20 protein-coding genes and 1 pseudogene are annotated in these 22,621 nt (G+C 65.0%); 15 read left to right on the top strand and 6 right to left on the bottom strand.

Annotation, left to right across the window (positions count from 1 at the left end):
• Positions 1-7: 7 nt before the first annotated feature.
• A complete protein-coding gene (nadC, locus tag AC097O_RS23040) occupies positions 8-886 on the bottom strand; it encodes a carboxylating nicotinate-nucleotide diphosphorylase (protein WP_479595287.1) in 879 nt (292 codons plus the stop codon).
• A 90-nt stretch (positions 887-976) separates the two neighbouring features.
• Between nadC and AC097O_RS23035 the strand changes: the two genes are divergently transcribed.
• The 10 genes from AC097O_RS23035 (at position 977) to AC097O_RS22990 (ending at position 11,740) form a co-directional block, all read left to right on the top strand.
• Positions 977-2,380: a coniferyl aldehyde dehydrogenase gene (locus AC097O_RS23035; RefSeq protein WP_479595286.1), complete on the top strand. Its 1,404-nt coding sequence runs from the start codon at positions 977-979 to the stop codon at positions 2,378-2,380.
• 182 nt (positions 2,381-2,562) lie between these two features.
• Positions 2,563-2,823 (top strand): hypothetical protein, encoded by a 261-nt coding sequence (locus AC097O_RS23030; protein ID WP_479595285.1) that lies wholly within the window; start codon positions 2,563-2,565, stop codon positions 2,821-2,823.
• Positions 2,824-2,901: 78 nt separating this feature from the next.
• On the top strand, positions 2,902-4,080 hold the full coding sequence (locus AC097O_RS23025; protein ID WP_479595284.1) for a benzoate/H(+) symporter BenE family transporter: 1,179 nt from the start codon (positions 2,902-2,904) through the stop codon (positions 4,078-4,080).
• A gap of 8 nt (positions 4,081-4,088) precedes the next feature.
• A complete protein-coding gene (gene gshB / locus AC097O_RS23020) occupies positions 4,089-5,048 on the top strand; it encodes a glutathione synthase (protein ID WP_479595283.1) in 960 nt (319 codons plus the stop codon).
• Between the two features lie 137 nt (positions 5,049-5,185).
• Positions 5,186-5,680, top strand: coding sequence for a sigma-70 family RNA polymerase sigma factor (locus AC097O_RS23015; RefSeq protein ID WP_479595282.1), 495 nt, complete (start codon positions 5,186-5,188; stop codon positions 5,678-5,680).
• Positions 5,681-5,777: 97 nt separating this feature from the next.
• Positions 5,778-6,908, top strand: a complete 1,131-nt coding sequence (locus AC097O_RS23010) for a FecR family protein (protein WP_479595281.1) — start codon at positions 5,778-5,780, stop codon at positions 6,906-6,908.
• A 138-nt stretch (positions 6,909-7,046) separates the two neighbouring features.
• Complete coding sequence (locus AC097O_RS23005) at positions 7,047-9,434, top strand: TonB-dependent siderophore receptor (protein ID WP_479595280.1); 2,388 nt, start codon at positions 7,047-7,049, stop codon at positions 9,432-9,434.
• Positions 9,435-9,439: 5 nt separating this feature from the next.
• Positions 9,440-9,736, top strand: coding sequence for an iron uptake protein (locus tag AC097O_RS23000; RefSeq protein ID WP_479595279.1), 297 nt, complete (start codon positions 9,440-9,442; stop codon positions 9,734-9,736).
• A gap of 11 nt (positions 9,737-9,747) precedes the next feature.
• Positions 9,748-11,433, top strand: a complete 1,686-nt coding sequence (locus AC097O_RS22995) for a PepSY-associated TM helix domain-containing protein (RefSeq protein ID WP_479595278.1) — start codon at positions 9,748-9,750, stop codon at positions 11,431-11,433.
• Positions 11,426-11,740 (top strand): DUF3325 family protein, encoded by a 315-nt coding sequence (locus AC097O_RS22990; protein WP_479595277.1) that lies wholly within the window; start codon positions 11,426-11,428, stop codon positions 11,738-11,740. The genes AC097O_RS22995 and AC097O_RS22990 overlap by 8 nt, the downstream gene beginning before the upstream one ends.
• A gap of 41 nt (positions 11,741-11,781) precedes the next feature.
• On the opposite strand, the gene AC097O_RS22985 is transcribed toward AC097O_RS22990, so the two are convergent.
• The 4 genes from AC097O_RS22985 to AC097O_RS22970 all read right to left on the bottom strand — a co-directional run bounded on the left by AC097O_RS22985 (position 11,782) and on the right by AC097O_RS22970 (position 15,824).
• Complete coding sequence (locus tag AC097O_RS22985; protein WP_479595276.1) at positions 11,782-12,552, bottom strand: class II glutamine amidotransferase; 771 nt, start codon at positions 12,550-12,552, stop codon at positions 11,782-11,784.
• A gap of 2 nt (positions 12,553-12,554) precedes the next feature.
• Positions 12,555-14,003, bottom strand: coding sequence for an MFS transporter (locus AC097O_RS22980; protein ID WP_479595275.1), 1,449 nt, complete (start codon positions 14,001-14,003; stop codon positions 12,555-12,557).
• Between the two features lie 69 nt (positions 14,004-14,072).
• Positions 14,073-15,581: a cyclic nucleotide-binding domain-containing protein gene (locus AC097O_RS22975; protein ID WP_479595274.1), complete on the bottom strand. Its 1,509-nt coding sequence runs from the start codon at positions 15,579-15,581 to the stop codon at positions 14,073-14,075.
• Positions 15,582-15,602: 21 nt separating this feature from the next.
• Positions 15,603-15,824, bottom strand: a complete 222-nt coding sequence (locus tag AC097O_RS22970) for a cysteine-rich CWC family protein (protein WP_479595273.1) — start codon at positions 15,822-15,824, stop codon at positions 15,603-15,605.
• A 260-nt stretch (positions 15,825-16,084) separates the two neighbouring features.
• Between AC097O_RS22970 and AC097O_RS22965 the strand changes: the two genes are divergently transcribed.
• The 4 genes from AC097O_RS22965 to AC097O_RS22950 all read left to right on the top strand — a co-directional run bounded on the left by AC097O_RS22965 (position 16,085) and on the right by AC097O_RS22950 (position 20,657).
• Positions 16,085-16,786 carry a hypothetical protein gene (locus AC097O_RS22965; RefSeq protein ID WP_479595272.1) on the top strand — a complete coding sequence of 234 codons (702 nt, stop codon included), beginning with the start codon at positions 16,085-16,087 and terminating at the stop codon, positions 16,784-16,786.
• A gap of 166 nt (positions 16,787-16,952) precedes the next feature.
• Positions 16,953-17,969 (top strand): iron ABC transporter substrate-binding protein, encoded by a 1,017-nt coding sequence (locus AC097O_RS22960; RefSeq protein ID WP_479595271.1) that lies wholly within the window; start codon positions 16,953-16,955, stop codon positions 17,967-17,969.
• Positions 17,970-17,978: 9 nt separating this feature from the next.
• On the top strand, positions 17,979-19,574 hold the full coding sequence (locus AC097O_RS22955) for an ABC transporter permease (RefSeq protein ID WP_479595270.1): 1,596 nt from the start codon (positions 17,979-17,981) through the stop codon (positions 19,572-19,574).
• A gap of 6 nt (positions 19,575-19,580) precedes the next feature.
• The gene (locus tag AC097O_RS22950; protein ID WP_479595269.1) at positions 19,581-20,657 is read left to right on the top strand and encodes an ABC transporter ATP-binding protein; all 1,077 of its coding nucleotides are present in this window, start codon (positions 19,581-19,583) and stop codon (positions 20,655-20,657) included.
• A 350-nt stretch (positions 20,658-21,007) separates the two neighbouring features.
• Here the strand turns inward: AC097O_RS22950 and AC097O_RS22945 are convergent.
• A pseudogene (locus tag AC097O_RS22945) lies at positions 21,008-21,379 on the bottom strand (malate synthase G); the annotation flags it as partial.
• Positions 21,380-21,400: 21 nt separating this feature from the next.
• On the opposite strand from AC097O_RS22945, the gene AC097O_RS22940 reads away from it, so the two are divergent.
• Positions 21,401-22,519 (top strand): hypothetical protein, encoded by a 1,119-nt coding sequence (locus tag AC097O_RS22940; protein WP_479595268.1) that lies wholly within the window; start codon positions 21,401-21,403, stop codon positions 22,517-22,519.
• Positions 22,520-22,621: the final 102 nt, after the last annotated feature.

Below are 22,621 nucleotides of genomic sequence, written 5' to 3'. Positions count from 1 at the left end.
TTTTTTCTCACAGGTCCTGGAAACGCATGGAGTAATCGGTGGCCTTCACGTCCTTGGTCAGGCCGCCGATGGAGATACGGTCTACGCCGGTTTCGGCCAGAGTGCGCAGGCCTTGCAGGGTGACGCCACCCGAGATTTCCAGCACGGCTTTCTGATCGCCACGCGCGGTGTTGCGGCGTACCGCCTCCTGCAGCGTGGGCAGGTCCATGTTGTCCAGCAGCACCATGCGGGCACCGGCATCCAGGGCCTCGTCGAGCTGGGCCAGGGTTTCCACCTCGATCTCGATAAAGCGGGCTTTGTCTGCCAGGGCGGCAGCGCTTCGCAGCACGGCGGTCACGCCCCCGGCGGCGGCGATGTGGTTTTCCTTAATCAGCACTGCGTCATACAGGCCGATGCGGTGGTTGGTTCCTCCCCCTACGCGCACTGCGTACTTTTGCGCCAGGCGCAGGCCGGGCAGGGTTTTGCGGGTGTCCACGATGTGGGTGCCGGTGCCTGCCACCGCCTGCACGTGCAGCGCCGTACGGCTGGCCACGGCGCTGAGCAGTTGCAGGAAGTTGAGCGCAGTGCGCTCGGCGGTCAACAGGGCCTGTGCCGGACCCTCTAGCTCCAGCACCACCTGGTCGGCGGTGCAGGTTGCGCCTTCGTTGACGAGCCAGGTCCAGGTGGCGGTGGGGGCGATCTGTCGCAGCGTTGCCTCCACCCAGGGCGCGCCGCAGACCACTGCGGCCTCACGGGCCAGGATGTGGGCCCGGGTGTGGCGGGCGGGGTCGATTAGCGCGGCGGTCAGGTCGCCGGGGCCGACGTCTTCGGCCAGGGCGCGGGCCACGTCGGCTGCGGCCAGCGTGGCGATGCTGGCGGGGGAAAAGTCAAAAAACGGGGTCGTCATTAGCGGTCTCTCAGGCGGGGGCTCGAAGTGTGTCACATCTGTGGCAGGGTATTTTCCCCGCAGCCGGGCGGTACTGGCACCATGGGGGTTATGGACACCCCTGAATCCGAACTTTCCCGCCTGCTGGCCCTGCAACGCCAGGCCCATGCCGCCGACCCCGCGCCCACCGAGGCGATCCGCCGGGACCGCCTGCAGCGCCTGGGGGCCTTGCTGGACAAGCATGTTGAGAATTTCACCACCCAGATCAGCGAGGACTTCGGCACCCGCGCCGCCGCCGAGATCACCCTGACCGAGGTGGTGCCGGTGCGCAGCGCCATCCGCCACGCGCTGCAGCACCTGCGGGCCTGGATGCGGCCCCGGCGCGCCGCTACCGGCTGGATGTTTTGGCCGGGCCGCAGCCTGCTGCTGCGCCAGCCGCTGGGCGTGGTGGGTATCGTCAGCCCCTGGAACTACCCGCTGCTGCTGGCCTTGTCGCCGCTGGTGGATGTGCTGGCGGCGGGCAACCGGGCGCTGCTCAAGCCGTCGGAACTCACCCCGCGTTTTGCCGAGGGGCTGCGCCTGGCGGTGACCGAGTTTTTCGCCCCCGAAGAGGTGGCGGTGCTCACCGGCGATGCCGCGCTGGGCCAGGCGTTTTGCGCCCAGCCGTTCGACCACCTGGTGTTTACCGGCTCCACCGCCGTGGGTCGCCTGGTGGCGCAGGCGGCAGCCCAAAACCTGACCCCGGTGACGCTGGAACTGGGCGGCAAGTCGCCCGTGCTGGTGGACACATCCTGCGACCTGGGCCAGACGCTGGACCGGCTGGCCTGGGGCAAGCTGATCAACGCAGGCCAGACCTGCATCGCCCCCGACTACGCCCTGGTGCCGCGCCCCCTGGTCGCCCCCTTCGTGGCGGCCCTGCGCGCCAGCATGCTGCGGCTGTACCCCCGCTTCCAGGGCAACCCCGACTACACCAGCATCGCCAGCGACCGGCACCGCCAGCGCCTGCAGGCCCTGGTGGCCGATGCCCGGGCGCAGGGCGCAACGGTGGTGGAACTGGAGCCGTCCAACGGGGGCCGCCAGATGCCGCCGGTGCTGCTGCTGGACGTGCACAGCGGCATGCGCGTGCTGCAAGAAGAAATTTTCGGCCCGGTGCTGCCCATCGTGCCCTACGACACGCTGGAAGAGGCGATTGCTTTTATCAACGCCCGCGACAAGCCGCTGGCCCTGTACTGGTTTGGCACCCACACCGTCCACCGCGACCAGGTGCTGGCCCACACCCAATCCGGCGGGGTGAGCACCAACGACACCCTGGTGCACCTGGCGCAAGACGGCCTGCCGTTCGGCGGCGTGGGGCCGTCGGGCCAGGGGCATTACCACGGCGAATGGGGTTTTCGCCGGTTCAGCCACGAGAAGCCGGTGTTCCACCAGTCGCGCTGGTCGGGCGGTGGGCTGGTGTACCCGCCGTACACGCCGCGCTTGCAACAACTGCTGCGCTGGCTGGGGCGGCGGCATTGAGTGTTTGCTATATAAAAAAGAGCTTTTTGCGCTTATGTTTATTGGTCTACAGGCGTATTTGATGTAATTTTCAGTGCGTACGGAAAGATACACCGTTTACGACAAAGTGCATATTTGGAATGAAATTCGCCACGCTTTACGCCTTAGAAACACTGTAGATCGACAAACAGTGGGAGACGGCGATGGAGAGTTTGCTTGCAGGCTGCGGGTTCGCCCTGGTGGGAATCGCGGTGGTGTACTCGGTCCTGATGGGGCGCAAGTCCAAACCGCCCTATGACGAGGAGACGCAGTCCCAGATCATGGCCTTGCATGAACATGTAGAGGCCCGCGAGAAGAATGCGCTGCAAGGCATCGAGCGCCGCGCCCAGGTGCAAGCCGAGCGCCGCCGCGCCGAGCGCCTGGCCGACAAAGAGGCCCGCAGGCATGCGCGGGCGGGTCGGTAGCCGCACCGCCGAACAAGTCCCACGCGGTCTGCGCCGACCCCGGCGGCGACGGCCTGCACCGTCAGAGACAATGGCCGCATGACGTTTTTCAAAGATATCAATCTCTCTGCCACCACCGCCGGTTTCGTGGCCGTTTTGGTCGGTTTCACCAGTTCGGTGGCCATCGTTTTCCAGGCCGCGCAGGCCCTGCACGCCACGCCGGAGCAGCTCACCTCGTGGATGTGGGCGCTGGGCCTGGGCATGGGGCTGTGCACGCTGCTGCCCTCGCTGTGGCTGCGCCAACCGGTGATGGTGGCCTGGTCCACGCCCGGCGCGGCCGTGGTGGCTACGGCGGCGCTGGCGGGCGGCTTTGGCATGTCCGAGGCGATTGGCGCGTTCATGGTCAGCGCGGCCCTGATCGTGCTGTGCGGTGTGACCGGGTTGTTTGAAAAGGTGATGGACCGCATCCCGGTGGCGGTGGCCGCTGCGTTGCTGGCCGGGGTGCTGGCACGCTTCGGGCTGAACGGCTTTGCTGCCGCCCAGACCGCCTTGCCGCTGGTGCTGCTGATGTTGGGCTGCTACCTGCTGGCCAAGCGCTGGTTGCCCCGCTTCGCGGTGGTGCTGACCTTGCTGATCGCTATTGTTTATGTAGCTTCTCGTGGCCAGCTGGTAAGCACAGGCATTGTTTTTTCCTTTGCAAAACCAGAGTTGGTGGTGCCGGTGTTTAGCTGGGCTGCCACGGTCAGCATGGCGCTGCCGCTGTTCGTGGTGACCATGGCCTCGCAGAACCTGCCGGGCGTGGCGGCCATCCGCGCTGCGGGCTATGCCATGCCGATCTCCAAACTCATCACCATCACCGGCCTGGCCACGCTGGTGTTGGCCCCGTTCGGCGCGTTCGCGCTGTGCCTGAGCTCCATCACTGCCGCCATCTGCATGGGCCCCGAGGCGCATACCGACAAGGCCAAGCGCTACACCGCAGCGGCGGCCTGCGGCATTTTTTACGTGCTGATCGGCATCTTTGGCGCGGCCATCACCGGCGTGCTCACTGCCTTTCCGCGCGAGCTGATCGCCGCCATCGCCGGGCTGGCGCTGCTGGGCACCATCGGCGGCGCGCTATCCACCGCCCTGCACGAGCCGCAGCACCGCGAGGCCGCTACCATCACTTTCCTGGTCACGCTCAGCGGCGTGGTGATAGCCGGGGTGGGCTCGGCGTTTTGGGGGGTGGTGGCCGGTGCCATTGCCCTGTTTGTGCAACAGTACCGCCGTCCCATTGCTTGAAGGTTTCCATGAACATCCTCTTCGTCGCCGATCCGCTTGAATCTTTCAAAATCCACAAGGACACCACCTTTGTGATGATGCGCGAGGCGCAGCGGCGCGGGCACACTATTTCGGCCTGCGAGCCGCAGGATTTGCAGTGGCAGACTGGTGCCGTAGTGACGGCCCAGGTGCGGGATATCCGCCTGACCGGCGATAAAGCCGCCTGGTTCAGTGTGGCCCAGCCGCTGTTTGCGGGCAGCCCGCGCGCACTCAAGGACTTTGGCGCGATCATCATGCGCAAGGACCCGCCGTTTGACTCCGAGTTTTTCTACGCCACACACCTGCTGGAGCAGGCCGAGCGCGAGGGGGCCAAGGTATTTAACAAGCCGCGCGCGCTGCGCGACCACCCGGAAAAGCTGGCCATCATGGAGTTCCCGCAGTTCAGCGGCCCCACGCTGGTGACGCGCAGCGCCGAGGCCATCCGCGCCTTCCACGCCACGCACCGCGACATCATTCTGAAGCCGCTGGACGGCATGGGCGGCATGGGCATCTTCCGGGTGAAGGACGACGGCCTGAACCTGGGCGGCATCATCGAGACGCTGAACAAAGACGGTGCCCAGAGCGTGATGGTGCAAAAGTTTCTGCCCGAGATCGCCCTGGGCGACAAGCGGGTGCTGGTGATCGGCGGCAAGCCGGTGCCGTTTTGCCTGGCGCGCATTCCGCAGGGCGGCGAGGTGCGCGGCAACCTGGCGGTGGGCGGCAAGGGCGTGGCGCAGCCGCTGTCGGCCCGCGACCGCGAGATCGGCGAAACCCTGGGCCCCATCCTGGCGGCCCGCGGCCTGCTGCTGGTGGGCGTGGACGTGATCGGCGACTGTGTCACCGAGATCAACGTGACCAGCCCCACCTGCTTCCAGGAGATCTTCGACCAGACCGGCTGCGATGTGGCGGCGCTGTTTATCGATGCGCTGGAAGCTGCGTTAAAGATTTAAGCCAAATCGGCTTCTTGCGCTTATTTTATAAGCGCAAGAAGCTATGTAATTTGTAGCATTTGGATCTGCATCGACAGGACATGCCTCCTGCACTCCGATCGGCGATAATAAGAATAATTCTTATTCAAGTCTGTGCCGTGCTAGAGCGATACCACCGCGAACTCCTTAACTTTCTGACCCGCCAGGTCCGCGACCGCGACACTGCGGCCGACCTGGCGCAGGAAAGCTACGTTCGCGTGCTGTCCGTCCAGTCTTCTGGCCAGGCCGTGCTCGACATGCGCGCCTTGCTCTACCGCACGGCGCGCAACCTGGTGATTGACCAGCACCGCCGCGCTGCGGTACGCCAGCACGATGACCTGGATGCCATCCCGCAAGCGCAGGTCCCTGTGGCAGCGCAGCACTTGCAGCCTGAAGAGGCTTTGGCCTCGCAGCAGGTGATTCAGGCTTACACAGACACCATTGAGGCGCTGCCGCCCCGTTGCCGAGAGGCTTTTGTGCTGAACGTGTTCGATGAACTCAGCCATGCCCAGATCGCCCAGCACATGGGCATCTCGGTCAGCATGGTGGAAAAACACGTGGTGCGCGCCATGGTGGCTTGCAAGCTCTGCGAGCGCGGGCTGCGGGCCGGGTAATCCAGGGCACTTCCTGCTGTATTCCGCCAGGCGGGAGGTGAGGAATTGCCCACCCTCGCACGTCTACACTCATCAGAGCACTCTTTTGCCGCCCCGCATGCCTACCCACCCGTCCTCTCCACACCGGCTGTACCCGCCCGTTGCCCATGCCGACGCGCAAGAGTTCGAAGACTTTGCCTTGGCGCAAAACCCGCTGGACATGGAAGCCGCCACCTGGGCCGTCCGCCGCCGCAACGGGCTGGGTGCCGCAGGGGCCGCTGAGCTGCAGGCCTGGCTGGATAGCGACCCCCGCCACGCTGCGGCATTGGACGACATGGATGCCACTTGGGGCGAGGTACAGCAACTGCCCGATGGCGAGGTGGCATCGCTGAAGGCCGGCCTACCGCGACCCTCGCAAGCGCGTACCTCACAACAGCCCGCCAACCCTGGGCGCCGCCAGTGGTTCCGGGGCTGGGGTCCGGTATTTCCGCAGGCAGCCGCTGCCGCCATGGTCTTCGCGGTGGTGGGCGGGGGCTGGATGGGTTGGGAGCACTGGCAGCAGCAACCCACGTTCAAACAAGCCTTTTCTACCGAGCGCGGCCAGCAGCAGGCGGTAAATCTGCCAGATACCCAGGCCAGCGCCACCGGCAGCCGCTTGCAGCTGGATACGGCCACCCGCCTGGAGGCCCGCCTGTACCGCGACCGCCGCGAGGTGCGGCTCGCAGACGGGCAAGCCATGTTCACGGTGAAGCCCGACAGTGCACGCCCTTTCCATGTCTGGGCGGGCGCGCTGCGCATTACCGTGGTGGGAACCCGGTTCTCGGTGCGGCATACCGCGTCTGGCCTGGATGCCGGCCAAACCGTCATCTCGGTAGAGGAGGGCCATGTTCGGGTGGACCGCCCCGGCGCAGGAGGTGCCCCCAGCACGGTAGAACTCACTGCGGGGCAAGTGGTGGTGGCCAACGAAGCTGGGCACATCAGCCCGGTGGCAAGCAGGCCCGCGCAGGCCATGGCCCCCTGGCGCAATGGCCGCATCAGCTTTGACCAAACGCCGCTGGCCCAGGCGATTGCAGAGTTCGAGCGCTACGGCCCCACCGGCCTGGTGGTGCATGACCCGGCCTTGGCCGCTATGCCGGTGGGCGGCAGCTACAGCGTGCAACAGTGGCAGCGCTTTGCCGCAACGCTGCCCCTGGTGCTGCCCGTGCGGCTGGAGCAGCGCGGCGACCAGACGGAAATCGTGCCGCGTTAGAGGGGTTAAAAAACTTTGAAGAATTCTCATTCGCAACGTGAGGATTTTTAAGACGGGTGCGTCTTCATCGGTGGGAGTGGGGCTGCGCGCTGGTGTGCGACCCCCGGCAATCCATAACAAACCGAGGAGTTCTTACCCATGCGACCCACCCCGCTGCACAAGCGCCCGCGCCTGAAACCCCTGGCCCTGGCGGCTGCCATGGCCATCGCCATGGCCGCGGGCCATGCACCCCTGGCGCACGCCCAAAACAGCGCAACGGCATCGGCAGCGCCGCTTGCCATCCACATCCCGGCCCAGCCGCTCGGGCAGGCGCTGAACGCGCTGGCGCAGCAGGCGGGCTTGCAGATGACGTTTCCGGCTGCGTTGGTGGCCGGCAAGTCGGCACCCGCCGTGAATGGAACCATGACCGCACGGCAGGCTTTGGACCGCCTTCTTTTGGATAGCGAGCTGGAGGCCAGCGTAGACGGCAGCGCCGTCTTGGTACAAAAGACCGCGCCCGCACAAGCATCATCGGCCGACGCAAAAGTATTGCCGGCCGTGGTGGTGACCACCCTGCGCGCCAACCGCGTCTCCAGCGGGGCCACCGGCCTGGCGATGGACATCAAGGAAACGCCGCAAAGCATCAGCATCCTGGACACCCAGGCGCTGCGCGACTTTGGAGTCGTCGATGGCAACCGGGCGCTGGAGCTGGTGACCGGCCTGAACGTGGACCAATACGAAACCAACCGCGCCACCTACAACGCGCGCGGGTTCGAAATCCAGTCCACCCAGATCGACGGCCTGGGCATGACCAACAGCTGGGGCACGGTGACGGGCCAGCAAGACACCTATTTGTTCGACAAGATCGAGGTGATTCGCGGTGCCAACGGCCTGCTCACCGGCGTGGGTAATGCCTCGGGCACCATCAACTACGTGCGCAAGCGCCCCACCAACCAGGACGGGGGCGAAATCAATGTGAAAGCCGGTGCCCACGGCATGAAACGCGTGGCGCTGGACTACAACAAGCTGCTGACCGAAGACGGCACCCTGGCGGGGCGGGTGGTGCTGGTGCACCAGGACAAAGACTCCTACCTGCGCAGCCTGCACGACCGCGACACCAGCCTGTACGGCGTGATCGATGCCCAGATTGGCCGCAGCGGCGTGCTGAGCCTGGGCATCACCCACCTGGACAAACAGCAGACCTCGCCCATGTGGGGCTCGCTGACGCTGAACTACCTGAACGGCGGCCAGGCATCGTTCGATACCTCGTCGTCCACCTCGCAAGACTGGACCTACTGGAACACCCAGTCCACCACCGCCTTTGCCGAGTACAGCCACTTCTTCAGCGACGACTGGGTGGGCAAGCTCACCGCCACCCACCGCCGCGCCAAGGAGCAGACCCGTTTGCTGTATGCCTACTCGCTCACGGGCGGCTTGAATGCCGACAACACCGGCCTGGTCGGCTGGCCCTACGGCAGCTTCACCAGCACCGACCACAAGCTGCTGGATGCCAACGTGAACGGCAAGTTCGACCTGCTGGGCCGCCGCCACGAGCTGATTGCCGGCCTGAGCCACTCGACAGAAAAAACCGCCACCGACACCACACCGTACGACGCCTCGTACCTGTTCCTGCCGCTGCCCGCCTTCCCGTACGCCAGCAATGTCTATCCCGAGCCCAACTGGGGTGCGCGCACGCCCACCAGCAGCGGCAGCCAGGCGCTGACCCGGTTCTACGCCGCCACGCGCCTGTCGGTCACCGATGGGATGCACGCCATCCTGGGCCTGAACGCCGTCAAGCTGGCGCGCTCGGGCAACTCGATTTACGGCCCGGTGACCACCCCCACCGCCTACCCAGACACCCGTAAGGTGAGCCCCTACGCCGGGCTGACCTACGACTTCACGCCCACCGTGATGGGCTATGCCTCGTACTCCGAAATTTTCCAGAACCAGGACCAGAAAGACTTTTACGGCAACTACCTGGATCCGATGACGGGCGTGAACCACGAGGTGGGTGTCAAGGCCGACTGGCTGGACAAGCGCCTGCTGACCACCTTTGCGGTGTTCGGTGCCAAGCAAGCGGGCCTGGCCACCTATGACAGCATGAACGGCACCCAGTACGTCTATGTGCCCAAGGACGTGAAGTCCCGGGGCTTCGAGGTCGAGGCGGTTGGCCATGTCGGTGAAGACACCCGCCTGTCGCTGGGCATTACCAAGCTCAAGCTCACCGGCCCGGACGGCCAGGACATCTACGAATGGGTGCCCCGCACCACCGCCAAGCTGCGCGTAGACACCCGCGTGCCAAATCTGCCCGATCTGCGCCTGGGCGTGGCCACGCGCTGGCAGTCCGAAGTGATCAAGACCGGCGGAGCCCGCCAGGGCGCGTACATGGTGTCGGACATGTTCGCCAGCTACCAGGTCAGCAAAGACCTGAGCGCGCGGCTCAACATCAACAACCTGTTCAACAAAAAGTACGTGGGCGGCATTGCCTACGGTGCCATTTACGGTGAGCCGCGCAGCGCCTACATCTCGCTGGAATACAAGTTGTAGTCGACATGGCCAGCTCTACATCCCCCGCCCTGCGGATACCGATCCGCACCACCGCCGCCATCCTGGGCGGCTGGCTCTTCACCTGGGGCTTTGTGGCCGCTGGCACCGCCGCCCTGGTGGGCATGGGCGTGGCGTTTCACGATGCCGAGCAGGCGCTGATGATGCTGGGCCTGCTGGTGTTTCTGGGCCTGTTTCTGTGGGCCTTTGCGGCGCGCAGCGTAGGGCGCGTGTGCGCCGTGATCGTAGGCGGCGCGGTGCTGCTCAACGCTGTGGCCTGGCTGTTGCAACGCGCCATTCTTTGAAAGGCCCATCCATGTTTCCTAATTTCCGCCAATCCATGGCCTGGCTGCACACCTGGTTCGGCCTGGTGCTGGGCTATGTGCTGATGGTGTGCTTCTTCTTCGGATCGGTGTCGGTGTTCGACCGCGAGATCGACCGCTGGGCCGTGCCCAGCACCCGGTTTGCGCCGCAGCCCATGCCATCTTTCGATGCCGTGCTGGCCCCCGCCTTTGCCCGGCTGCAGCCCGACGAGGCCGACTACGCCGCCAACATGGCCACCCTGCACGACCCCGCCAAAGGCCCGCAGACCCCGCGCCTGCAACTGCCTGCCGACGAGTACTGGGCCTACACCACCCACCGCGACCCGGTGCTGGCCATAGGCGCAGGCTTTCGCGTGCCGCTGCCGCTGGATACGACCGCCGAAAACCATATCCACGGCGACGCCACCATCGACCCGCGCACGGGTGCCGTGGTGCCTACCGACCAGCTCAAGATCGGCAGCCAATGGTTCTACCCCTTGCACTACAGCCTGCACTGGGACTGGAAGAACCTGGGGATATTTACCGTCGGCCTGGCCGGTCTGGTGATGCTGGCCGCGCTGGTGACCGGCGTGGTGATGCACCGCAAGATCTTCCGCGAGTTCTTCACCTTCCGGCCCAAAAAGTCCACCCAGCGCAGCCTGCTGGACCTGCACAACCTTACCGGCGTGGTGGCCTTGCCGTTCCATTTTTTCTTTGCCTTTACCGGTCTGCTGATCTTTGCGGGCTCGTATTACTTCCCTGTATCGCAGTTCCAGCTCAAGGGCCTGCACGACCAGCACGAAATCGTGGAAGCCCGCGCCACCGGCCTGCCGCATGGGCGCGCGGGCACTCCGGCTCCGTTGGCCTCGGTGGACGCGATGGTGGCCGAGGCCCAGCGCCGCTGGGCTGCGCGCGACATGGCGGGCCAGGTGGGCTTTTTGCAGCTGCACCACCTGGGCGATGCCAATGGCTATGTGAGTATTTACCGCGCAGGCGGCGACCGCGTGGCCCTGGTGGGCGAGGCCATCCACTTCAAGGCCAGCACTGGCGAGGTACTGCACGAAGAACCCGCCAGCACCCCGGTGGCGGCCACCACCGAGTTCCTCACCGGCCTGCACCTGCAGCACTTCGAGCACTGGCTGCTGCGCTGGTTGTATGTGCTGGGCGGCCTGCTGGGCTGCGTGTGCATCGCCACCGGCTTCATCTTCTATGTGGAAAAGCGCAAAGCCAAGCACGCCCAGGCCGGCAGCCAGGGCAGCCGCGTGGTGGATGGCCTGGCGGTGGCCGCCGTCACCGGCATGCTGATTGCCGCCATCGGCATGCTGGTGGCGAATCGCCTGCTGCCCGCCGACCTGCCTGGCAAGGGCGACTGGGAGAAACAGGCCTTCTGGGCCCTGTGGCTGCTGGCCCTGGGCCACGCCTTGTGGCGCAGCGCCCCCGTGGCGCAGGCCCGCATGAACCCCGCCTGGCGCGAGCAGTGCGGCGTGATTGCCGTGCTGGCGGTGGCGGCGGTGCTGCTGAATGCCATCACCACCGGCGACCACCTGGTCCGCACCCTGTTCATCCAGCCCTACTGGCCGGTGGCCGGGGTGGACCTGAGCCTGCTGGCCTGCGCGGGCATTGCGGTGGTGGCGGCGCGCCGCCTGGCGCTGCGCGCACAGCGCATGCCTACCCTTCATGCGGAGGTGGCCCATGTCTAGCGCACTCTGGCTGCTGGCCGCTGCGGCTGCTACCGGGCTGGGCATGGCCTGGCTGGCGCTGGCGATGGAGGTGCACTGGGAGCAGGTGATGGCGCGCCCCGCCAGCCAGGTGCCTGGCACCCGGCGGCTATTGCGCATGCTGGGGGCAGCCGCCCTGGCGCTGTCGTTGGCGGCCTGCCTGCTGGCCGACCGGCCCTCCATGGCGGTGCTGGTGTGGGTGATGCTGCTGGCCGGGAGCGCGGCGGTGGTCGCCTGGGTACTGGCCTGCCGCCCTAGGCTTCTGGCCCTGGTATGGCCTGAAATTTAAGCCAAATCGGCCTCTAGCGCTTATTGTGTAAGCGCAACAAGCTATTTAATCAATAGCAAAGCGCCGTCCACAAACACCTTGAGTTCCCCGGGCGCAAACGCCGTCCAGGCCTCGTTGGTGGTCAGCGGCGCGGTGGCCACCATGGCCACGCGGTCGTTGCTGCCGGTGTGGTCGGCGAAGTTGATGCTGAGGTCGTCGTCGGTCAAAGAGGCGTGGGCAAACGGGTGCTGGCGCTCGATGTAGTGCAGGCTGGTAGATGCGTGGGCCCACAGCGCTTCGCCGTTGCTGAGCAAAAAGTTGAAGGTGCCGTGGCGGGCGATACGTTGGCTCAGCTCGCGCAGCGTCAGCGTCAGCTCGGCCACGCTGGGCACCCCGGCGTGCGACTTGGCCAGCTCTTGCATGATCCAGCAAAAGGCGCGCTCGCTGTCGGTGTTGCCCACGGGCCTGAAGCTGCTGTGCAGGCGCGGGTGGAAGTCTTTCAGGTCGCCGTTGTGGGCAAACACCCAGTAGCGGCCCCACAGCTCGCGCACGAACGGGTGGCAGTTCTCCAGCGCCACCACGCCCTGGGTGGCTTTGCGGATGTGGGCAATCACGTTGCGGCTTTTGATGGGGTAGTTGCGGATCAGCGCGGCCACCGGCGAGTCGCAGGCGGCCTGGTGGTCGACAAAATGGCGCAGGCCCCGGCCTTCAAAAAACGCGATGCCCCAGCCGTCGCTGTGGTGGTCGGTGCGGCCACCGCGCTCGGCAAAGCCGCTAAAGCTGAACACCACGTCGGTGGGGGTGTTGCAGTTCATACCCAGCAGTTGGCACATCGCTATTCCTTGTTGGTTTTGAGTTGCCAGGCGGCGATCAGCGCCAGGGCGCACAGGGCGGCCAGCATGAAAAATGACTCGTTGAACGCGGCCAGCCGGGCCGGGCTGGTCAGCGGGTTGTCCAGCGTGTCGCCGTGCGCGGCCAGCCGCCATTCCAGCACGATGGCGCACAGGCTGACCCCGGCGGCACCGCCCAGCATGCGCAAGAAGTTGATGGCGCTGGAGCCCTGCGGGATCAGGGCCTTGTCCAGCGGCCGCATGGCCCCCAGGTTGAGCGACGGCAGGATAAAGCCCAGCCCGATACGCCCCAGCACCGCCCAGGCCATCAACACCCAGATGGGCGTGCCCAGGCCGATGGTGGCCATCAGCCCGAACGACGCGGCCAATAGCGCCAGCCCGGTACTGACCAGCAGGTAGGTGGGCTGCCGGTCGGCCAACCTGCCCACCACGGCGATGGTGGCGGCCAGCATCAGCCCGGCGGGCAGCAGGATGGCCCCCACGTACGAGGGCGACAACTGCAGCCCCACCTGCATGTACACCGGCAGCAGGTAGGTGGAGCCAAACAGCGCCGTGCCGTAAATCACCGCCACGATGCTGCCCATGGCAAACGGGCGGTAGCCAAACAGGGCCAGGTCCATCAGCGGCGCGCCCCCCTGGGCGGCCAGGCGGCGCTGCCAGCCTATGAATCCCGCCAGGGCCAGCACCGCCAGCAACAGCAGCGTGCCCGCCACGGGGGGGCTGCCGCCGCGCAACTGCACCATGCCGTTGAGCAGGCACAGCGTGCCTACCGTGGCCAGCAGCAGACCGCGCCAGTCCAGGCCCACGCTGTGCTGGGCGATGGCACCGCCGGGGGCGGTGGTGGGCACAAACTTGCGCGCCAGCCACAGCGACACCAGGCAAAACGGCACCACCATGAAGAAGATGGAGCGCCAGCCAAACATATCCACCAAAATGCCGCCGATGCTGGGCCCGATGGCCGGGGCCAGCACCACGCCCATGCCAAACAGGCCGCTGGCCCGGCCCTGCTCGTGCGGCTGGAAGGCGCGCAGGATGATGATGGCCGGAATCGGCTGCACCACGCCCGCTGCCAGCCCCTCGGCCACCCGGGCCGCCAGCACCAGGCCGTAGTCGCTGGCCAGCCCGCCGGTGATGCCACCCGCCAGCAACAGCCACATGGCCCCGGCGTAGACGCGGCGGTAGCCGTGGCGGGCCAGCAGCCAGGGCGTGGTGAGCATGGACACCGTCATGGCCACCATGAAGCCCGAAGTGACCCACTGCGCCTGTGACGGCCCCAGGGTGAAGTGGCGGCCCATGTCGGGGATGGCCACGTTGACGATGGTGGACGACATGACCGAGGCCATGGTGCCCACCATCACCGCCAACAGCAGCAGCCAGCGGTAGCGTTCGCCGTAGCGGGCCTGGAGTTCAGCGGTCGTGGTGGTGGTGGACAAGATGGGGTGGGGTGATGAACAACCGCACATGGTAGCCGGGCTCACGCAGGCCCCTGCACGGGGGACGGGTTATTCCATCCCGAAAAACGCCTGCATGCGCGCCAGCAGGTCTTTGCTGCGCACCGGGGTGTTGGGGGCTGCCGACTGCTGCAGCCGGGCGGTGAACTCGGCCCGGCGCTGGGCCAGCAGGGTGGCAATGTCTTCGGCCAGTGCCGGGCGGGCCGCCAGCACCAGGCCAAAGCCTTCCTTGTCCAGCCGGTAACACTCCACGTCGGTCACAGCCAGCACGGTGGCGCTGCGTGGCTCGCCGGTGAGCAGGCCCATTTCGCCAAAAAACTCGCCACTGTGCAGCCGGGCTACGGTGGTGCGGCCCGCGCTGCTGTCCACCACCACTTCGGCCTCGCCGTGCAGGATCAAATACAGCCAGTGCGCCACCGCGCCTTGCCGGGTGATGGCGCTGCCCGCCGCAAACGGTGCGTACACCAGGTGCGCGGCCAGGGTTTGCTGCTCGGTATCTGGCAGGTTGGCAAACAGGGCGATGCTGTGGATGGCGCGGATGCGGCGGGCCTGCTCGCGCTGGGCATGCAGGTTGCGGCTGTGCTCGTCCTTGCTGGCCACCAGCCGCTCGGCCTGCGGCAGGCCCATGCGGATGCCTTCGCGGGCCAGGGCGGTGAGGGCGTGGACCCGCACGGCGGAGTCGGTGGGGTCGTCACACTGCGGGTCGGTCAGCCAGTAGCGCAGGATGTAGTGGTTGTAGCCCGCGCCCACCTCCATCAGTACTGCGCTGGGCGGGGGCTGGGTGGCCACGTGGGCGATGCTGGCGTCCGTCACCGCCAGCTCCAGCGTGCGCAGCACCGTGCCGGGCAGGGCGCTGTGGTCGATGTTGAAATGCAGCATGCGCCGCCACAACAGGGGCTCGCCCGGGCGCCGACGCAGCACCTGGAAGCGGTTTTTCATCAGCCAGCTGTTGGGCACCACCACCGTCTCGCGGTTGCGGGTGACGATTTCGGTGAAGCGCCAGCGCACGTCCACCACCTGGCCGCTCAGGTCGTCGATCTGCACCCATTCGCCCACCCGCAGCGAGTTGTCGAGTTGCAGCGCCACGCCGCCCATCACATTGCCCAGCGTGTCCTGCATGGCAAAGGCCACCACCGCCGTCATGATGGCCGAGGTGGCAAACAGCTGCGACGCGTCCACCCCTACCAGCCGCAGCCACACCAGAGCCCAGGCCAGCGACAGGGCGGTCAACGTCAGGTCCTGGGCAATCTGCGGCAAGTGCACCCGCAGGGCGGGCAGCAGCACCCGGAACACCAGCAGCGTGCCGATCTGGATGCTGGCCCACACCGCGCAAAAGTGGGCCGCGTTGCGCAGGATGCCCATCAGCAGGTCGTGGCCCTGGCTGGCCGCCAGCAGGGCCAGCAATTGGGCGCACCAGGTCAGGTTGAGCAAGGCCCAGGTGGTCCGCAGCGCCCGCTGGTGGCTGGGGCGCCACAGGCGCAGGGCACCGGCCAGCAGGGTGACCAGCAGCGCCAGTGCCAGCAACTCGGTGGGCAGCAGTCCGGTGGTCCAGGAGGGCATAGGCAAGGGCCGGGTGGGGACTTAGGGGGGCGGTGCCTTCGCCGCGCAGGCGGAGCAGATGCAGACCCGGTCCCGCGCCGCAGGGGGAATCGCCGCCAGCGTGGCCGGGGCGATGGCCACCGCCAGACACCAGCACGGGGGCTGCGCCTGCCCGGTGCGGCGCGCTTGCTCCATGGCACACAGGTTGGGCTGGCCACACAGCGGGCAGCTCTCTAGGTGGGGCAGGATGGCGGCGTGAGGCATAGGCCATGGTACTGGCCTTCTTTACGCAAAGAAACAGTTTATCACTGTAAAAATCATAAAAAAACGCTATTCTTCGCTGTCTATATATGGGTTGTTAGCTATAAAATATGTAGCTATTGTGGGGTGTGGTATTCCCCAGGGTCAGCGGGTAGTGGCGCTATCTTGCCCCTGTGTGGGTGTATTGCAAATAAAATCAAAATAATTCAAATTGTTACGCGTGTTCGGCGCGTGCCCGGTGGTTTTGGCGTTGGAGACAGGTTATGGAATGGTGGGGTGACAAGAGGCCGCAGGTGATGGCGGGTGCCTTGTGCGCGGTGGCGGCAGCCTGCTATGGCATGCCTGCAGCGGCTGCGCTTTTGCCTGATCTGTCGTCCGGCACTTCGCAGGATGCCCGGGAGGCCGCTGATTTGGCCGATGCCCATTCCGATTCGCCCGTGCTGCGGGCCTTGTCTGCCATGCCGGTCAAAGCGGCCGCCTCCGAACCCCGAACAGACGCCATTCTCCAGGGTGCCCAAAAGCCGGCCAGTGCGGCTTCCGCCAGCCAAGCCAATGCCCGCCCGCTGGGTGAAACCCTGCATACGGCCGCCAAAGACCTGGCGGTCAACTCGGGGGCCCTGGATGCCAAGAACTTCCTGAGCACCGAATTCGGCTCGGACAAATCGATCGATGCCAATGCCGAAACCAATGTGCTGCGTCGGCGCGCCAACGGCGATGCCAATGCGGAAGAGCCGAATCCCCAGAACGCACCGCCGCGTTCGGCCGAGCAATCCGAGCTGGACCAGGAAAAAGCCTCTTTTCTGGCCTCAGCCCTGGTGCGCGAGGTCACACCCTGGGCCATCGGAGCCGCGGTGCTGCTGTTCTGCGCACAGGGCCTGCGCGTGATGCTGGCCTTCAGCCGCCGCCAGTCGGAGCGCAAACGCCGATACCGCAAATCCAGCGGCACGCGCAACGCCCGGCTCTGACCCCCGGCCCGTAAAGATCTGCAAATGCCCCCCGGGCTTGCAGGGACGGCCCCAGTGGGGGAGAGTGCGCGGTTAGAATTCAGATGCAATTAATTCTTATTTGCACTGTTCGCTCTGCGGCACCGGGAGTCCACCCCCGGAGCCCTCCACTTTCCAAACTGTATTTATGAAAATCTCCATCCCTTTCCTGGTCCGTGCCGTGGCGTTGGCAACGGGTGTGTTGGCTGTGTCTCTGGGGGCTTCTGCGCAAAGCGCCGAGCCGCTGGTGGTCTACAACGCCCAGCACGTCAGCCTCACCCAGGCCTGGGCCAAGGGCTTTACCCAGGAAACCGGCATTCCGGTGGTGTTGCGCAATGGCGGCGATAGCGAGCTGGGCAACCAGCTGGTGCAAGAAGGCAAGGCCTCGCCCGCCGATGTGTTTTTGACCGAAAACTCGCCCGCCATGGCCTTGGTGGAGGCGGCCGGCCTGTTTGCGCCGCTGGAGCCCGCCACGCTGGCCCAGGTGCCTGCCAGCTTCCGCCCCGCCACCGGCCACTGGATGGGTGTGGCCGCTCGCAGCACGGTGTTTGTCTACAACAAGAAGAAGTTCACGCCTGAGCAGTTGCCCAAGTCCATGATGGACCTGGCCAGCCCCGCCTGGAAAGGCCGCTGGGCCGCCTCGCAGGCCGGTGCCGACTTCCAGGCCATCGTCAGCGCCATGCTGGAGATGAAGGGCGAACCTGCCACCGCCGCCTGGCTCAAGGGAATGAAAGAAAACTTCACCGCCTACAAGGGCAACAGCACGGTGATGAAGGCTGTGAACGCGGGCCAGATCGACGGCGGAGTGATCTACCACTACTACTATTTTGGCGACCAGGCCAAGACGGCGGAGAACAGCAACAACACCGCGCTGCACTATTTCCGCAACGAAGACCCGGGCGCGTTCGTCAGTATTTCTGGTGGCGGCGTGCTGGCCTCCAGCAAGCAGCCCGCCCAGGCCCAGGCGTTTGTGAAGTGGATCACCGGCAAGGGCGGCCAGACCATTTTGCGCACCGGCAATTCGTATGAATACGCCGTGGGCGTGGGCGCACAGTCCCACCCCAAGCTGGTGCCGCTGGCCGATCTGCAGTCGCCCAAGGTCGAGCCTTCCAACCTAAACAGCAAAAAAGTCTCGGATCTGATGACCCAGGCGGGCCTGCTGTAATCCCATTCCGTGTCTGCCGTTCCGTCTGATCTGCACCGCGCGCCTGCCCTGGTAGGCGCCCCCACGCATGGCATGCGCCGCATTGGGGGCGCGCGCCTGTCGTGGGTGGGTGCGGCTGCGGTACTGGTGTCGCTGTTTGCTTTGCTGCCCCTGGGCTTTGTGGTCTGGGTGGCCTGGCAAACCGGCTGGGAAACCGCCGCACCGCTGATTTTTCGCGCCCGCGTGGGCGAGTTGCTGGTCAATACCGCCCTGTTGGAGCTGGTCACCGTGCCGGTCTGCGGCGTGCTTGCCCTGGCCCTGGCCTGGCTCACCGAGCGCAGCGACCTGCCCGGTGCCCGCACCTGGGCCGCGCTGGCCGTGGCCCCGCTGGCCGTACCCGCGTTTGTGCACAGCTATGCCTGGATGACGGTCACCCCCAGCCTGCATGGCCTGTTTGGCGCGGTGCTGGTGTCCACCATCGCCTATTTCCCGTTCATGTATCTGCCCCTGTCAGCGGCCTTGCGGCGGCTGGACCCGGGTATGGAAGACGCTGCGGCATCGCTGGGCCTGGGGCCCTGGGCGGTGTTTTACCGCGTGGTGCTGCCGCAGTTGCGCCTGGCTCTGTGCGGCGGCGGGCTGCTGGTGGGCCTGCACCTGCTGGCCGAGTACGGCCTGTACGTGATGATCCGTTACGACACATTCACTACCGCCATCGTGGACCAGTTCCAGTCCACCTACAACGGCCCGGCGGCGAACATGTTGGCCGGTGTGCTGGTGCTGTGCTGCTTTGGTTTGCTGGCGCTGGAAGCCCGGCTGCGCGGCCACGAACGCTATGCCCGTGTCGGCACCGGAGCCGCCCGCATGCCGGTGCGCAGCCGCCTGGGCCGCTGGACGGTGCTGGCCTGGCTGCTACCATTTTTGACCAGTCTGCTGGCGTTGGGCGTACCGCTGTACACCTTGGCGCGCTGGCTGATTGCGGGTGGTGCAGGCGTGTGGCATCTGGACGTGATGGGCGCGGCACTGGGCCAGACCCTGGTGTGGGCGCTGCTGGGCGGCGTGCTGACCACGGTGGTGTCGGTGCCCATGGCCTGGCTGTCCATCCGCAAACCCGGCAAGCTGCAGCGTGTGGTGGAGGCCTGCAACTACATGGTCGGCTCGCTGCCCGGTGTGGTGGTGGCGCTGGCCCTGGTCACCATCACCGTGCGGGTGGCGTTGCCGCTGTACCAAACCGTGGCCACGATTTTGCTGGCCTACATGCTGATGTTTTTGCCGCGTGCGCTGGTCAGCCTGCGTGCCGGTATCTCCCAGGCCCCGGTGGAGCTGGAGCACGCCGCCCGCAGCCTGGGCCGCACGCCTGCGCAGGCGCTGTGGTCGGTCACCTTGCGGCTGGCGGCACCGGGCGCTGCCGCTGGCATGGCGATGGTGGCGCTGGGCATCACCAACGAGCTCACCGCCACCCTGCTGCTGGCCCCCACCGGCACGCAAACCCTGGCCACCGCGTTCTGGGCCTTCAGCAGCGAGATCGACTACGCCGCCGCCGCCCCCTACGCGCTGATGATGGTGCTGCTGTCCATGCCCATGACCTGGCTTTTATATGTGCAATCCAAACGAACGGCTGGACGTTAATCTGTAATGGGCTTTCTAGAACTTCACGCCGTGCGCAAAAGCTACGGCCCCCAAGTGGCACTGGCCGGTGTTGATTTGCAGGTCACCGCTGGCAGCCGCACCGCCATCGTCGGCCCATCCGGCTCGGGCAAAACCACGCTGCTGCGCATCATTGCGGGCTTTGAAGCGCCGGATGTGGGCCGCGTCACCCTGGGCAGCCAGACGCTGGCCGACGGCCCCAACGCCGTTCCGGCCCACCGGCGCGGCATCGGCTTTGTGCCGCAAGAAGGTGCGCTGTTCCCGCATTTGAGCGTGGCCGACAACGTCGGTTTCGGCCTGGCCCGCAACGCCACCGACCGCGCCCAGCGCATCACCGAGCTGATGCAGATGGTGGCGCTCGACCCCGCCATGCTCACCCGCCGCCCGCACGAACTCTCTGGCGGCCAGCAGCAGCGCGTGGCCCTGGCCCGCGCCCTGGCCCAAAGGCCGCGCCTGATGTTGCTGGACGAACCCTTTTCCGCCCTGGACACCGGCCTGCGCGCCAGCACCCGCAAAGCCGTGGCCCAGTTGCTGGGTGCCGCCGGTATCACCACCATTTTGGTCACCCACGACCAGGCCGAAGCCCTGTCGTTTGCCGACCAGGTGGCGGTGATGCGTGCAGGCCGTCTGGCCCAGGTGGGCCCGCCGCACACCCTGTACCTGCGCCCCGCGGATGCCGCCACCGCCCAATTTCTGGGTGAAACCATTGTGTTGCCCGCCCAGTTGTCGCAAGGCTGGGCCACCTGCGCCCTGGGTGTGATCGCCGCCGACGACAGCCAGCGCAAAGGCCCGGTGCAGATCATGCTGCGCCCCGAGCAGCTACAACTGACCGCCGTGCCGCCCGACCCCATGGACACCGATGCCGAGGCCAGCTACGGGGTGGTTGAAGACATTGACTTTGGTGGTGCCTTGTGTGGCTTGACGGTGCGCCTGCTGGGCGATGCGCAAAGCCACACGGCCCCGCTGCTGGTGCGCAGCCCGGCCATCCACATCCCGCCGCTGGGTTCCACTGTGGAAATTACCGTATTGGGACAGGCCCATGTGTTCGGGGAAACGGTCGCCTGAGATCGTGCACAGCTTGTAAAAAAAGTTGTCAACCGAATCTCCGGGTGCCTCGTTGTAGGTGCACAAGGAGATTCCCGATGACCACACTGCACGCCACCACCGAATACAACTGGCCCTCCGACGACCGCGATCGCCGCCGCATGCCAGCCCGCTGATCGACCGGTATTTTCCGCACCCGGGGTAATTTCCCGACAGCCCGGCCCACCCGGCCCGGTGAGACCCCCGAACAACGGCAGCCTTAGCTGCCGTTTTGCATTTCAGGCATCCAATCGGCAGCCAGCGCTTATTTGGTAAGCGTGGGAAGCTACTATTTCAGTAGCAAGCAGTTCCCAATTGTTGCTTCATTTGCCTCAAGCCATCCCCGCCTTCACCTTCAAGCGCCAGGCGTGCAGCAGGGGTTCGGTGTAGCCGCTGGGCTGTTCCAGGCCCTTGAACACCAGGTCGCACGCGGCCTTGTATGCCGCCGAGGTACCGAAGTGGCCCGCCATGTTCTGGTACGCCGCGTCGCCCGCGTTCTGGCCGTCCACCACGGCGGCCATGCGCTCGAAGGTTTCGGTGATTTGGGCCTGGGTGACCACGCCGTGCAGCAACCAGTTGGCCATGTGCTGGCTGCTGATGCGCAGGGTGGCGCGGTCTTCCATCAGGCCCACGTTATGGATGTCGGGCACCTTGGAGCAGCCCACGCCCTGGTCCACCCAGCGCACCACGTAGCCCAGAATGCCGTGTGTAATCAAACAGGTAGCATGCCCATAGTCAAAGCCCAGAAAGATGAGGATCCGTTGATGAAAAGTAGAGGAGGGGGTAGAACGCCTGATATCAAATTCTCCGAAATCCGAGTTTTTGATGGAAAGCAGGACAAAGGATTTGAAGAACTATGCGTTCAGCTTTTGCCACTATTAACCAAGGAAAGCCTGACGCGCATTGATCGGGTCGAAGGCCGGGGTGGAGACGGAGGCGTAGAGGCAATTGCAATTACTTCATCAGGAAAATATGTCGGGCTTCAATCGAAATTTTTCATAAAACTAGATGCATCTCAATGGAATCAAGTTAATGAGTCTGTAAAAACTGCTATCCAAAGGCACCCCGACCTAGCACGCTATATCGTCTGTGTTCCGTTGGATAGAACGCCCGGCCAGATAACTAAATGGAACAAGCTTGTTGATAACTGGAGTGTCTTAAGACCATCGGTCTATGTTGAGTGGGTCGGCTATTCAGAACTAGTCAAACACTTGATTACGCCAGAGGCTAGTCATCTTTTGAGCTATTGGTTTGGCTGCCCAGCGTACTCGTTGGACTGGGTTTCTACACAAACAGAATTAGCGATTGCGCAGCTTCATGATCGCTATACCCCTGTGCTTCATCAAACTACTTCTGCCGAGGGAGTTCTCAATCATTTCACCGGAGCACGAGGAGCCGCTGATTCGCACAGAAAAAATTGTTCCAAGTTAGTCATCGCTTGGAAAAATGTGCTGGAAAAGCTGCCAATAGAGATGGCTCGATTGAAGGCTGCGATCTCGTTGGAGATGCTTCAGCGGGCCTACGAGAGGTTGTTGGAAGATTTACATGATGGCGACTTACTCAAGCAGGATGAGTCGCTGTTGAAGAGTCTTGAGTTGATATCGGAACAGGGCAATGACTTGATGAATGCCGTGTTTCCAAGAGACGCAACTGGAGAATACGATCATTCGGCTTTTCGTGAGTTTTGTAACAACTGTGGTTTAGACAACGCGATTGATCGCGCGGTGGAATTGAGTGCTGAAGTTCAACAATTTGTTGAAGCACAAAAAATCTCTATCTGGATTTTGGAAGGCGAAGCAGGCAGTGGGAAAAGCCATCTCATGGCGAGCCTTGTGCTGGTCTAATTCCCCCGGACACCTCGATAGGTGGAATCCACCTGGACGAGAAATATGACCAAGAAGCAAAGACGAACATTCAACGCGGAGTTCAAGCTGCAAGTCGTGCAG

Source organism: Rhodoferax sp. LS1P39, from assembly GCF_056521425.1.
Note: the sequence above shows the minus strand (reverse complement) of the source record. Positions and strands in the feature narration are given on the sequence as shown.